The organism is Janibacter alkaliphilus (assembly GCF_013408565.1).
GTDB classification, from domain to species: domain Bacteria; phylum Actinomycetota; class Actinomycetes; order Actinomycetales; family Dermatophilaceae; genus Janibacter; species Janibacter alkaliphilus.
On sequence record NZ_JACBZX010000001.1, the window covers coordinates 105,695 to 118,655 of the forward strand.

The 12,961-nt window shown below is 74.8% G+C and carries 10 protein-coding genes; 4 read left to right on the forward strand and 6 right to left on the reverse strand.

Annotation, left to right across the window (positions count from 1 at the left end; all coding sequences use genetic code 11):
* Positions 1-54: 54 nt before the first annotated feature.
* The gene (locus BJY28_RS00505; protein ID WP_179461275.1) at positions 55-2,205 is read right to left on the reverse strand and encodes a hypothetical protein; all 2,151 of its coding nucleotides are present in this window, start codon (positions 2,203-2,205) and stop codon (positions 55-57) included.
* Between the two features lie 36 nt (positions 2,206-2,241).
* On the opposite strand from BJY28_RS00505, the gene BJY28_RS00510 reads away from it, so the two are divergent.
* Positions 2,242-2,973 (forward strand): TIGR03089 family protein, encoded by a 732-nt coding sequence (locus BJY28_RS00510; protein ID WP_179461276.1) that lies wholly within the window; start codon positions 2,242-2,244, stop codon positions 2,971-2,973.
* A gap of 65 nt (positions 2,974-3,038) precedes the next feature.
* Here BJY28_RS00510 and BJY28_RS15930 read toward each other — a convergent pair whose 3' ends face one another.
* Positions 3,039-4,613 carry a peptidoglycan-binding protein gene (locus BJY28_RS15930; RefSeq protein ID WP_179461277.1) on the reverse strand — a complete coding sequence of 525 codons (1,575 nt, stop codon included), beginning with the start codon at positions 4,611-4,613 and terminating at the stop codon, positions 3,039-3,041.
* A 253-nt stretch (positions 4,614-4,866) separates the two neighbouring features.
* Here BJY28_RS15930 and BJY28_RS00520 point away from each other — a divergent pair, with 253 nt between their 5' ends.
* Both BJY28_RS00520 and BJY28_RS00525 read left to right on the forward strand, forming a co-directional pair.
* Positions 4,867-5,691, forward strand: coding sequence for a CoA transferase subunit A (locus tag BJY28_RS00520; RefSeq protein ID WP_179461278.1), 825 nt, complete (start codon positions 4,867-4,869; stop codon positions 5,689-5,691).
* A 1-nt stretch (position 5,692) separates the two neighbouring features.
* The gene (locus tag BJY28_RS00525) at positions 5,693-6,331 is read left to right on the forward strand and encodes a CoA transferase subunit B (RefSeq protein WP_179461279.1); all 639 of its coding nucleotides are present in this window, start codon (positions 5,693-5,695) and stop codon (positions 6,329-6,331) included.
* A 49-nt stretch (positions 6,332-6,380) separates the two neighbouring features.
* On the opposite strand, the gene BJY28_RS00530 is transcribed toward BJY28_RS00525, so the two are convergent.
* From BJY28_RS00530 to BJY28_RS00545, 4 genes are all read right to left on the reverse strand, one after another.
* Entirely contained in the window at positions 6,381-8,147 is a 1,767-nt protein-coding gene (locus BJY28_RS00530; RefSeq protein WP_179461280.1) for a SpoIID/LytB domain-containing protein, read from the reverse strand.
* A complete protein-coding gene (locus BJY28_RS00535) occupies positions 8,144-8,527 on the reverse strand; it encodes a hypothetical protein (RefSeq protein WP_179461281.1) in 384 nt (127 codons plus the stop codon). The genes BJY28_RS00530 and BJY28_RS00535 overlap by 4 nt, the downstream gene beginning before the upstream one ends.
* Positions 8,524-10,077 carry an N-acetylmuramoyl-L-alanine amidase gene (locus BJY28_RS00540; RefSeq protein ID WP_179461282.1) on the reverse strand — a complete coding sequence of 518 codons (1,554 nt, stop codon included), beginning with the start codon at positions 10,075-10,077 and terminating at the stop codon, positions 8,524-8,526. The genes BJY28_RS00535 and BJY28_RS00540 overlap by 4 nt, the downstream gene beginning before the upstream one ends.
* A gap of 293 nt (positions 10,078-10,370) precedes the next feature.
* A complete protein-coding gene (locus BJY28_RS00545; RefSeq protein WP_343036878.1) occupies positions 10,371-11,366 on the reverse strand; it encodes a glycosyltransferase family 2 protein in 996 nt (331 codons plus the stop codon).
* 68 nt (positions 11,367-11,434) lie between these two features.
* On the opposite strand from BJY28_RS00545, the gene BJY28_RS15935 reads away from it, so the two are divergent.
* Positions 11,435-12,892, forward strand: coding sequence for an LCP family protein (locus BJY28_RS15935; RefSeq protein WP_246313313.1), 1,458 nt, complete (start codon positions 11,435-11,437; stop codon positions 12,890-12,892).
* The last annotated feature ends 69 nt before the right edge of the window (positions 12,893-12,961 follow it).

Here is a 12,961-nt window from a genome sequence, read left to right on the forward strand (position 1 = left end):
TGGCAGCCTATGCGACCCGCAGGGCGCGGCCGGTCACGGCACGCGGCGGCCGGGTCAGCCGCCCGCGGGCACCCTGCCCGTCCACACCTGCAGCGGCAGCTCGGTGGTGCCGTCGGGGCGTTCCTCGAGGATGCGCATGTCCTCCTCCAGGGTGACGTCGACGACCTGGGTCACCTCGGTGGCGCCGAGGTCGGTGAGGCTGGCCTCGTCGCGGTTGGCCAGCAGCAGCACCCGGCCGCCCCGCTCGGCGACCAGGGCGTCCAGCTGCTGGGCCGCGTCGGCGAGCGCCTCCGGGTCGTCGCGCAGGCTGCCCTCGGCGGCCAGCGCCGGGACCTCGCACATGCCGCGGGAGACCTGGGGCCACTGGTTGACCGCCCAGTCGTCGACGGCGAGCACCACGTCCTGCGGCTGCAGCGACGCGCATACCTGCTCCACCGCCGCCAGCTCGCCCTGCTCGATCCGCTCGGTGGCGTGCGGGGCGGTGGCCAGCCAGGTGGGCACCGCGGCGACGGCGAGCAGCGCCGCCCCGGCCGCGGCGGCCGCCGGGTGCTGGCCCCGCTCGGCGAGCCGCCGGGTCGCCCAGGCGGCCGCGGCGACGACGAGCACGAGCACCAGCGGGAGGGCGATGAGCAGCCGACGGTCGGCCCAGGGGTGATCCGGGGTGATCCCGGGGCGCCACAGGGTCAGCAGCGTGGAGCCGGTGGTCACCAGCAGCGCTGCGCCCCACGCGGGCAGCCGGGCGGGCTCCCCGTCCCGCCAGGCGCTGCCCAGCCGGTGGGCCAGCAGCGCCAGCGCGAGCAGCGCGACGACGAGCGCGGCCGGCCCGACCCACCAGGAGAGCCACTGCACCGAGTGCTCGGCGTAGGTCCGTCCGCCGTCCACGGTCAGCCCCTGCTCGGCCTGCATCCGGGCGACGTACATCGCCCCCGGGTCGCTGGGGTCCTGGCGCACGGTCATCACCAGCGGGCGCAGCGCCAGCCCGACGCCGACGAGCACGACCAGCCCGGCGAGCAGCCCGGGCAGCCGGCCGGTGACCGCGGCGGGCAGGCTCCACCCGGCGCGGGCCCGGCCCAGCAGCCACCAGCAGACCAGCGACATCAGCAGCACGAGCGCGACGAGCGGCACCAGCGATCCGGCGATCTCGCCGAGGTAGCGCCAGCTGACGACGCCGGCGACGAGGAAGCCGACGATCGTGCTGGCCGCGGCGCCGACGAGGACGTCCCGGGGCCAGGTGCGTCCCCGGGCCATGAGCAGCGCGGCGACCGGCACCAGCAGCATGGTCTCGCGCAGGGCGTCGATCCGCACGATCGTCGTGCCCCCGACGAGCAGCCCGGCGAGCAGCGCGGCCAGCCGCAGACCACGACCGGCGGCACCCGTCGCCCGTCCCGGTGGCCCGCCCCCGGCCGGTCCTCCCCCGGCGGCGCGGGCGTCCTCGGCGGCGGCCGCGACGAGGGTGAGCAGCAGGAAGCCCGCGGCCAGGGTGAGCCCGGCCAGCGGCTCGGAGTAGGTGGACCGGGAGGTGTGCAGCCACGGGAAGCAGGCGCCGACCAGCAGCGCCGCCGGCGCCCCCCACCAGGGCCCGACGACCCGCGAGACCAGCAGCCCCAGGGCGAGCAGGGCCAGCCCGCCGAAGACCGCCGGCGCCCAGAAGGTGGCCTCGGCCCCGGCGATCGACCACGGCAGCGAGTACCAGAGCGCCGGGCCGGGCATGAACTGCGGCTGGACGGTCGGGCTGTCCGCCGACCCGATCTCGTAGAAGGCCGGCGACTCCAGGGTGATCCCGTCGATCTCCAGCGCCTGCGGCCCGCCGATGCTCTCCGGCTCGACCGGGACCGGCCGGGAGCCGGTCTCGGCGACGTAGACCGTGGCCTGCAGGTAGCTGGCCGAGTCCCGCCGCGGCAGGATCTGCTCGGAGTGGGTGACCCCGGTCCACACGGTGACCGCGAGCACGGCGAGCACGAGCAGCAGCGCCGGCCACGGACCGCGGGCGCCGCCGCGCGGATCGGGCACCCGCGCGGACACCCGCCAGGAGGCGGCCCCGGTGACCAGCAGCGCGGTCAGCGCGACCAGCGGGTGCCAGGCGCCGAGCAGGGCGATCACCGAGCCGACGAGGCCGAGCGAGACGGTCCACAGCGCGAGCGCGACCACCGCCCGCTCGAGGACGAGGGTGGTCCGGCCGGAGCGGGGCGGTCGGGGGTCGTCCACGGCGGACACCGTAGCCGAGCGCCGTACGGTGGCCGCATGACCACACCGGCCGAGCTCTTCACCGGGCTGCTCCGCGAGGACGCGGCGGCGCCCCGGATCACCTGCTACGACGACCTGCCCGGCCCGACCCTCGGCGAGCGCATCGAGCTCTCCGGTCGTGTCCTGGGCAACTGGGTGAGCAAGGCGGCCAACGCCCTGCAGGAGGAGCACGACCTCGAGCCGGGCGGGCTGGTCCGGCTCGAGGTGGCGGCGCACTGGCGGGCCCTCTACTGGGCGCTGGCCACGTGGAGCGTCGGCGGCGGCGTGGTCCTCGGCGCAGGCGTCGACGGCGAGGAGGACGAGGTGCTGCTGGTCACCGACGACCCGGACCGCCTGCGGCCGGGTCCGGCGGTGCTGGTGACCCGCGGCGCGCTGGCCCGCCGGGCCGCGGCACCGGTGCCGGACGGGGTGATGGACGAGGCGGCCGAGCTGGCCACCTTCGGTGACGACTTCACGGCCTGGATGGAGCCCGCGGGCAGCGACCCGGCGCTGGTCACCACCGGCCGCCGGCTGGACCACGGCTCGCTGGTGGCGGCGGCCGGCGCGGCCCACCCGCTGAGCGCCGGCGCCCGGGCCCAGCTCGTGGGCCCGGGCACCGAGGAGCTGCTGCTGGGCTGCCTGGCCGCCTGGTCCGTCGGCGGGTCGGTGGTCGCCCACCTCGGGTCGCCGCAGCCGGACGTGGTGACCCGGCGGGCCCAGGACGAGGGGGTCACCGCCACCCTGGGCTGAGGCCCGCGGTCACGGGCCGCCGGGACGGGCCGGCGGGACGGGCCGGCGGACGTGGTGGTGCCGGCTCAGCCGCGCCGCGCCCGCACCTCGCGCTCCAGGGCCTGCCAGGTCAGGCCGCCGACGTAGCCGGTGCGCGACAGGCCGTGCCGGCCCTGCAGCGCACGCACCGCGTCCGCGGTGGAGGTGCCGTAGACACCGTCGTCCTTGAGCCCGAGGTAGCGCTGCAGGATCTTCACCGCGTAGCCGGTGGAGCCCTTGCGCAGCACCGTCTTGCGGTACCGCAGGAAGGGGTACTTCTGGTTCTCCAGGGCCTCCCACGTCTTCGCCGTGGTGGTGCCGGTGGTCGGCAGCCCGTTGTGCCACTGGAAGGAGCGCAGCGCCTTCTCCGTGCCGGAGCCGAAGGCGCCGTCGACGGCGACCCCGCCGAGGGCCCGCTGCAGCGTCTTGACGGCGGCCCCGCGGGAGCCGGTGCGCAGCACCGTGGACTTGAGGTTCTGGTACTCGGTGGTGGTCTTGATCGCCGGCGCGGCCGGCTTGTCCGGCGTGGTGGTGCTGCCGCCGCCACCGTTCTTCTTGTAGTCGATGCCGGCCAGGGCGCGCCACACGTTGTTGGTGACGATCCCGTCGACGATGAGGCTCTTCTTCTTCTGGAAGGCCTTGACCGCCGCCTCGGTGCCGGAGCCGAACTGGCCGTCGGCGGTGATCCCCAGCGTCCGCTGCAGCGCCTTGACGGCGGACCCGGTGGACCCCTTCTTGATGGAGGTGTCGAAGTAGCGGGCCAGCCCGCCGTCGATGTCGCCGCGGGCGGGGATCTTGCCGAGCAGGACCATCTTGTTCCAGGTGGCCTTGTCCAGCACCCCGGTGACCTTGACGTCGTTCTTGCGCTGCCAGGTCTTCAGGGCGGTGAAGGTGGCCGGGCCAAACTCTCCGTCGGCGCTGACCCCGATGACCTTCTGGGCGAGCGCCACGTCGGAGCCGGAGGCACCCTGGCGCAGCGTCGGGTAGCTGCTGCTGTCGACGACGTTGCCGGGGGTGCCGCCCGGGGTGCGGGTGACGCTGGTCCACGGCTTCCCGGTCCACCAGGACGTGCGCTGCATGGCGCCGTCCCAGCTGAAGCTGAAGTGGATGTGGTCGGTGTGCGGGCTGACGCCGCTGTAGGGCCGCCAGCCGGCGCTCATGTTGTAGGTCGACCAGATCTTGCGGTTCCAGATGATGTACATGATCCCGAAGCGGCGGGCCATGGCTGCCGGCCGACCCTGGCTGTCGGGGGCCATCAGCCAGGCGAGGACGCTGTCTGCGACCTCGCGCTCGTGGGAGTCGTAGGCGTTGAGCATCCAGTCCAGGGCACGACCCTCGGAGTGCTCGGTGAGGCCGTAGTTGCAGGCCCGGGAGATGCCGTAGCTGTACTCGCTGTAGTGGTTGGCCATGAGCCGGGCGAAGGCGGTGACCCCTGGCTTGGCGTCCGGGTCGCAGACGGTCTGCGGCAGGTACGGCGAGGCCACGTCCAGACCGCTGGGCAGGTTGCTGTTGGTCGGTGGTGCCGGCACGGCACCCTGGCGCGCGGTGGCGATCGACGCCCCCAGCGGGAGGGCGAGGGCCGGGACCATCGTCGCGCCGACCAGGCGGGCGGTACGGGACACGCGGGTGCTCCTTCGTGGCGTCGTCACGGAGGTCAGGGGGAGGACCTCTCCAGGAAGGTCAGGGGTGAGCCGTCCTGGGCCAGGGCACCAGCAGTCACACGAACATCAGCCACCCCGGCCAACCACTCTTATTCCATCCGCACCACCAGACACGCCAGACCCAAGAGGCTAATTACGTCCCTGTTGTTCGGGGATTTCGGGCTCCTGCGGGGTCCGTCGTGGCCCAGGTCACCCGCCCGATAGCCTGCGCGACATGGACAAGGTGGTCACATCCCCGGCCGACGCCGTCGCCGACATCCCGGACGGCGCCTCCCTGGCCGTCGGCGGCTTCGGCCTGTGCGGCATCCCCAGCGTGCTCATCGCCGAGCTGCACTCCCGCGGCGTGCGCGACCTGGAGTGCGTCTCGAACAACTGCGGCGTCGACGACTGGGGGCTGGGCGTGCTGCTCGACGCCGGCCAGATCCGTCGGATGGTCTCCTCCTACGTCGGGGAGAACAAGGAGTTCGCCCGGCAGTACCTCAGCGGCGAGCTGGAGGTCGAGCTCACCCCGCAGGGCACCCTCGCCGAGAAGCTGCGGGCCGGCGGCGCCGGCATCGCCGCCTTCTTCACCCGCACCGGGGTGGGCACCCAGATCGCCGAGGGCGGCATGCCCTGGCGCTACGACGGCCAGGGCAACGAGACCGCGAACATCGCCGTCGCCTCGCCGGCGAAGGAGACCCGCACCTTCAGCACCACCACGCTGGACGCCGACGGCGCCAGCGTCACGGCCGACCACGAGTTCGTGCTCGAGGAGGCGATCGCCACCGACTTCGCCCTGGTCCGGGCCTGGAAGGGCGACCGGCACGGCAACCTCGTCTTCCGCACCAGCGCCCGCAACTTCAACCCGCTGGCGGCGATGGCCGGGCGGGTGTGCGTGGCCGAGGTCGAGGAGCTGGTCGAGCCGGGCGAGATCGACCCGGACGAGGTGCACCTGCCGGGGATCTACGTCCACCGGGTGGTGGCGCTGACCCCGGAGCAGGCGCAGGAGAAGCGGATCGAGAAGCGGACGGTCACCCCGGCCGGGACGAAGGAGGCCTGAGATGGCGCTGACCCGTGACGAGATGGCGGCCCGGGCTGCCCGCGAGCTGGCCGACGGCGACTACGTCAACCTCGGTATCGGCCTGCCGACGCTGGTGCCCAACTTCGTCCCCGACGACGTCGAGATCGTGCTGCAGTCGGAGAACGGGATCCTCGGGGTCGGGGCCTACCCCGCCGAGGACGCGGTCGACGCCGACCTCATCAACGCCGGCAAGGAGACGGTCACCCTGCGCCGGGGCGCGAGCATCTTCGACTCGGCGACGAGCTTCGGGATGATCCGCGGCGGGAAGGTCGACGCCGCCATCCTCGGCGCCATGCAGGTCGCCGCCAACGGCGACATCGCCAACTGGATGATCCCGGGCAAGATGGTCAAGGGCATGGGCGGGGCGATGGACCTCGTGCACGGCGCCCGCAAGGTCGTCGTGCTCATGGAGCACGTCGCCAAGGACGGCACCCACAAGATCGTGCCGGACTGCACGCTGCCGCTCACCGGCAAGGGCGTCGTGCAGCGGATCATCACCGACCTCGCGGTCATCGACGTCACCGCCGACGGCCTGGTGCTGCGCGAGCTCGCTCCCGGGGTCACGCAGGACGAGGTGCGTGCCGCGACCGGGCCCGAGCTGGCCGTCGACCTGGGCTGAGCCGCTCGTAGAGCACGCGACGACGCGGCGCACAGGTCGTCGCCGCGGCTCACGCCTCCCGGGCCGCCCAGAGCCAGCCCGAGGGCACGACGTCGGCGTCGCCGACCGCGCGCACCCGCGTCCATCCGGGCGCCTGCTGCAGGGTGCTCGCGGTGCTCGACGGCAGGCCGGAGCCCCCGACGAGGACGACCGTCGAGGTGCCGCCGGCGAGCGCCCGGTGCAGGCTGCGGCCCGCTCCCCCGGGCACCAGCGCCACCTCGCTGCCGCCGACCGAGCGGTCGAAGTAGCGGCCCAGCGCACCGGCGACGTCGGCCGTGTCGCGCCCGGAGACCCGGATCGGCCCGATCCCCCGGCTGCGCAACGAGGACTCCACCGCGGCGGAGACGTGCGCCGTCGAGCCGAGCAGGTGCACCCGGTCCACCCCGGCCCGGCTGAGCGCTCCCCGGGTGCGCCACGGCAGCACCGTCGAGCCGGCGACGACCACGGGTTCGCGCAGCCGCCGGGCGGTCCCGGAGAAGGCGGCGGAGACCTCCTTCGAGCTCGTGGTGGTCACCGCCACCCGGGTGACGGTACGGCGCCGACGGATCTCGTCGAGGACGGCGGCGGCCACCGAGTCGGTGCTGTCCTGTCCCAGGCGGGTGACGCTCAGGCCGCGGGCGCGCAGCGTCGCCAGCACCCCGTCGCCGATGATGCCGGGACCGCCGACGACGAAGGCGTGCCGCAGCCGGGAGCCGCGCCGGTCGAGCTCGGCGAGGGTGGCCGCCGGCAGGGTGCTGCGGCCGGAGAGCAGCAGCGGCCCGGACACCGTGCCGGCCAGCGGCTGACCGATGAGGGTGTGCACCGAGTCCTGCTCGTACATCCCGGTGATGACCACCGACGACGCCGAGGACGAGGTGCGCCGGGCCATCGCCGCGGCCAGCTCCGGCGGGTAGTCCCCGGAGGTTCGCGCCGACGCGCGCCGCAGCACCGCCGAGGGCAGCCCGAGCGCACGGCGCAGGGCCGTGCCGGAGCGGGTGGCGGTGCGCCCGTCCGAGGAGGTGGCCACCGCCCGGGCCACGCCGTGCCCGGTGGTGCGCCCGCTCAGGTCCAGCGAGACGACGTCCGGCAGGCCGAAGGCGGTGGCCAGGGCGCTGCCGCTGACCGTGCGGGTCCAGCTGCGGTAGGGGTTGGCCGCGGTGAGGCTGGCGCTGTCGTAGCGGCTGCGCAGGTAGGGCAGGTAGCCGCCGAAGACGTCCTCGCTGTCCTCGCTCCAGCCGCCGTTGCTCGAGGAGTACAGCGCCTCGATCACCGCGCCCTGGTAGCGGGGCACGTAGCCGGTGGTGCTCGCTCCGGTGGCCCGCACCGCGGCCCGCCAGCGCGGCCAGGCGGCCAGCTCGCCGCCGGTGGGCAGCGGGTGGAAGACCTGGTCGGCGGTGGTGTCGGTGACGTGGCAGGCGCAGTCGCTGCGCAGACCGGCGGCCACCTTGCGCAGCGCGAAGGCGCGGGCCGCGGCGGCCTGCGCCTCCAGGGCCGCCTCCGGCCAGCTCCACGGCACCTCACGGATCTGGTCGAGGTACTCCTCGTGCAGCCGCATGTGCAGCACCGCGTCCACCCCGGAGGAGGTCGACGGGGTCAGGTGCAGCCGGCCGTAGCGGTAACGGTTGCCGGCGACCTCGAGGTCGGTGCGCGCCTCCCACACGTCGACGAGCAGCCTGCTGCCGCTGACGCTCCAGCCGCAGGCGGAGCAGGCCGCGGCGAGGGTGCTGCCGGACCGGGTGACCCGCACCTGCTGGCCGGCGCGGGCGGTGACCTGCCTGCTGCCGACGGTGATCGTCACGGTGCCGCCGCCGGAGGCGGTGGCCCGGCCGACCAGGTCGACCCGGAGACCGCGCGCTCCAGCGAGGTGGCGATGGTGGCGTCGTCGCGCACCGCGTCGTAGGTGGTGCCGCGGTAGTAGTGCGCCAGGATCCGCTGCGCGGAGTACCCCTTCTCGGCCAGCGCCCGCGCGCCGTACTGGCTCATCCCGACGCCGTGACCGAAGCCGGAGCCGGTGAGGGTCCACGAGGTCGGCGCGGCCGTGGCGGCAGCAGGCGCCGCGGCGGCGGGCGGGGCGGCAGGAGGCGCAGCCGCGGCCGATCCGACCGGGACCAGCGCCCAGGCCGACACGGCGGCGACCACGCCGGCGAGCCGGCCCCCGACCCGCCGCCGACCGGTCACGACCGGGCCTGCTGGCAGAAGCTCGGCGGCGAGGAGGTCGTCGAGCGGATCCAGATCCGGCCGCTCGTCCACGTCGGCACCGGCTCGGCCCGGCCGTCCCGGTCGATCGCGGTCAGCGTGTAGTAGTAGTACCCGGGCGGGGCCCAGGACCCGTCGGCCAGACGGCCGCTCCAGCCGGTGTCGATCGGCGAGGATGCCGAGGCGAAGCCCCGGCGGTAGCGCACCAGCCCCTCGCAGGAGTTGCGGATCTCCAGGCGGTACTCGACCCGGCCCTGCACCCGGGCGGTCAGCCCGGTGTTCGAGGCGGCCGTGCCGTAGCGCCAGGAGGTCTCGGAGGCCTTCGGGTTGTAGAACATCGCGCCCTGCGCGTCACCGGTGGCCTGGCGGATCGACGGCAGCCGGTCGTAGAGCCGCTGCCCGGGGCAGGCGGTCTGGCCGGCGTCACGGTGCCCGGAGATCGTGGGGGTGACCAGGGTGGAGCTGCCCGAGGGGATCCAGGCGTAGCGCCGCGGGTCGGCGTGGTGCCGGCCGAGCTTCCACGCGTAGAGCCGGGCGTAGGCGGACCGCACCGCGCTGGGGACGGCGGTGCTGGTGTGGTCGCCGAGCGCGCTCATCGCGAAGGAGTTCGAGTTGTAGCCGGCGGTGTGCGCCCCGACCACCGGCCGGTCGACGCCGCCGGCCCGGCCCTCCCAGACGCGGCCGAAGCGGTCGACGATGAAGTTGTAGCCGATGTCGTTCCAGCCGCGGCCCTGCACGTGGTAGCGGTAGATCGAGCGGATCATCGCCGGCACCTCGGCGGCGGAGTAGCTGTTGCTGTTGACGGTGTGGTGGACGAAGCCACCCTTGATGTCGCCGTAGGAGGGCGAGCCGCGGCGGATCGACTCGTCGGCGCCCCAGCTGGCCCGGCTGAGCACCTCCGGCTCGGCGCGCAGCGCCGAGCTGCGCGATCCGGCGGCGGCCACGTCGGTGGGCGAGGCGTCCTGCGCCGTGCTCGAGGAGTCGGCGCTGACGACGCCCGGGTCGACCAGCTCGACCTCGGCGTCCTGCGGCTCGCCGGACGTCCCGCCGGGCAGGTCGTCGATGCGCACCTGCACCGCGTCGGACTCCTCGACGATCATCGGGTCGGTCCCGCCGCGCTGGGCGGCCGCCTCCCCGGCCCCCGGGTCGGGGGCGTGCTCGTCGCTGACCGGCAGCTCGGTCCAGCCGCTCCACCCGTCGTCGGTGCGGGTCCGGGCCCACACCGCGACGTCGCTGCGCTGACCGGACCAGGTGACCCCGACGAGGCGGAAGGGGTCGGTGTCCTGCTGCGGGGTGAGGGCGACGGTGCTGGAGCGCCCGGCGCTGCTGCCCATGGCGCGGGCGCGCGGGGCGGTGGGCGCCTGGGCCGCGGCAGCGGCGTCGACGCCCCGGACCGGGAGCGACTGCTCGCTGCCCGGGCGCGGGTCGGGATCGGCGTCGGGGTCGGCCTGGGCGGCCGACGGGAGAGCGGCCGGGGTGGCCACGATCAGGGCGGTGGCGAGCAGGCGGGCGAGAGCGCGCGAGGTCTTCACGGGGTTGGTCCTCATGAGTCAGGGGGGACGAGTCAGGGGGACGAGTCAGGGGATGACGGAGGGCGCGGCGTGACGCAGAGGTGCCGCACGGTCCGGGCGCCGGGTGTCAGGGGTCGGTGTCGGGTCCCGGACGTGATGACGGCCATGACCATATGGCACTTCCGAACCAGGTGGGGGGCTATCGCCGTCGCCACTTCGTACGCCCTTCGAGCCGTCGTCAGGACGACGGGGCGAGGTGGGCGCGAGCGAGCACATCCGGTCGCCTCCGCCCGGTGCGAGGCGACCAGGTGCGCTCACTCAGCTGCTGAGGACCGCGGCGCGGCCGCGAGCGCCCGCGGCGAGGTGAGGAAGCCGATCCCCCACGACCAGTGCATCGTGGCCATCGCCAGCGGAACCCGGGCGCGCACCGCCGGCGGTTCGCCGCGGCCGGCCGACCACCCGCCGAGGCCCACGCCCACGGCGTAGCCCAGCGGCACGAGCAGCGCCGGGCGCCAACGGGTGCCGAGCGCGGTCGCCGCCAGGGTGCCGACGACCATCGCCGGCGCGGCCAGGTATCGGGCGCCCGCCGTGCCCGGGTGCTGCCGCGCGACCACCCGGCGCCACCGCCCGTAGTCGCGGTACTGCCGGGCCAGGCGCCGCACGCTGCCGCGCGGGCGGTAGGTGACCCGCAGGGCGGGGGTGAACCACACCAGGCCGCCCGAGGTGCGGATGCGGTGGTTCATCTCCCAGTCCTGGGCGCGGGCGAAGTGCGGGTCGTAGCCGCCGACGCGGCGCAGCGCCTCCCGGCGGAAGACCCCGAGGTAGACGGTGTCGGCCGGGCCGGCGCCGCCGCCGACGTGGAAGCGGGCCGAGCCGACCCCCAGCGGCGAGGTCATGGCGCAGGCCACCGCCCGCTCGAAGGGCGTCCGGCCGACGGCGTGCATGATGCCGCCGACGTTGTCGGCCCCGGTCTCGGCCAGCTCGGCAACGGCCAGGCGTAGGTAGTCCGGCGGGATCTCGGCGTGCGCGTCGACCCGCGCGACCACCTCGCCGGTGGCGGCCTCGATGGCCCGGTTCAGACCGTCGGGGGTGCGCCCGCTCGGGTTGTCCACGAGCACCACCCGGGGATCGGCGGCGGCCATCTCGGCGGCCACCCGGGGGGTGTCGTCGGAGCAGGGACCGACGGCGAGCACGACCTCGAGCTCGCCGGGCCAGTCCTGCTGCAGCACCTGACGGACCGAGGCGGCCAGGTGCGCCTCCTCGTCCAGGACGGGCATGACGACGCTGACACGCTGGACTTCGCTGGGCACCGCCCCAGTATGGCGGCGCGTGTCGCGCCGTCCGTCCCCACCCAGGCGCACCTCGTACCCTGTCTCGCATGCCTGACCCCTCTGACCGCCCGCGTCGGCCTGCTCGCCCGCCTCGGCGCCCCGGCGACGAGGACGAGGCGATGACCTTCGACATGCGCCGCGGTCGGCGCCCGAAGGCGGACGAGACCGCGCGCGCGATCCCCACCGGGCGCCGCGACCCGCAGCAGGCGACCCAGCAGGTCCCCTCGGGTCGGGGCGGCGCACGCCCCTCGTCCGCCGGACGCCAGCGGTCCGGCACCCGCTCCGGCTCCGGGGTGGCGGCAGCGCCGTCCGCCGGCGCGGCCGGTGGCGAGCCACGCACCCGGGTCATGCCCGTGGCCGGAGCCGGCGAGGGTGCCCGCGGCGCAGGCCCGGACGGTCGGGGCGAGCGTCCGGGGGGTCGCGCACCGGGCGAGCGAGGGCCTGGCGAGCGCGGACCGGGAGGTCGCCGACCCGGCGACGAGGCCGGTCGTGGCGGCCCGCCGCGAGGCCCCCGTGACGAGCGCGACGGCGGTCGTCCGCGCCGCGGACGACGTGGCCGCCGCATCCTCACGGTGCTGGCGGCGCTGGTGCTCGTCTGGGCGCTGGCCACCGTGTGGGCGGTCAACAGCGCATGGGACCAGGTGAGCACGGTGGACGCGACCCCGGACGGGGACCGCCCGGACAGCGCCGGGCGCAACACCCTTCTCGTCGGCTCGGACAGCCGCGCCGACCTCACCCAGGAGCAGCGCAACCGCCTGGGGACCGGTCAGGACACCGGCGGTGCGCGCACCGACTCGATCATCGTGCTGCACCAGGGCGGCGGCGACCCGACCCTGCTCTCGATCCCGCGGGACAGCTATGTGGAGATCCCCGGGCACGGGATGAACAAGATCAACGCCGCCTACGCCATCGGCGGGCCGGAGCTGCTCGCCGAGACCATCGAGCTCAACACCGGGCTGCGGATGGACGGCTACATGGAGATCGGCTTCGACGGCTTCGCCAACGTCGTGGACGCGGTGGACGGGGTGTGGATCTGCGTCCAGCAGGACATGGACGACGAGCAGGCGCACATCAACCTCAAGAAGGGCTGCCAGACCCTCAACGGCACCGACGCCCTGGGCTACGTGCGGGCCCGCTACTCCGACCCGGAGGGCGACCTCGGCCGGGCGCAGCGGCAGCGCCAGTTCCTCGGGGCGCTGATGGGTGAGGTGGTCACCCCGGCGAACCTGCTGCAGCCGTGGAAGATCCACGGGCTGGGCGGCGACGCGGCCAGCAACCTCACGGTCGGCGAGGACGACTCGATGATCGGCACCGCCCGGGCCTTCTGGGCGATGCGGGCTGTCGCCAACGGCGAGGGCAACTCGGTGACGGTCCCCGTGGACGACAACAACTACGCCACCGAGGTCGGCTCCGCGGTGCACTGGGACGAGCAGCGCAGCCAGCAGCTCTTCGACCAGCTGGCGAACAACGAGGAGCTCACCGTCACCCCCAGCGACGACTCCTGACCCTCGCCCCCTCCCCCCTCCTCTGCCCTCCCATTACTCCCCAACCCCCTAGGCAGCTGCATCCGCTCA

Bases quoted from the DNA above. Each gene is read 5' to 3' on its own strand.
- BJY28_RS15935 (WP_246313313.1), top strand. From the start codon at position 11,435: ATGCCTGACCCCTCTGACCGCCCGCGTCGGCCTGCTCGCCCGCCTCGG.
- BJY28_RS00520 (WP_179461278.1), top strand. From the start codon at position 4,867: ATGGACAAGGTGGTCACATCCCCGGCCGACGCCGTCGCCGACATCCCG.
- BJY28_RS00510 (WP_179461276.1), top strand. From the start codon at position 2,242: ATGACCACACCGGCCGAGCTCTTCACCGGGCTGCTCCGCGAGGACGCG.
- BJY28_RS00525 (WP_179461279.1), top strand. From the start codon at position 5,693: ATGGCGCTGACCCGTGACGAGATGGCGGCCCGGGCTGCCCGCGAGCTG.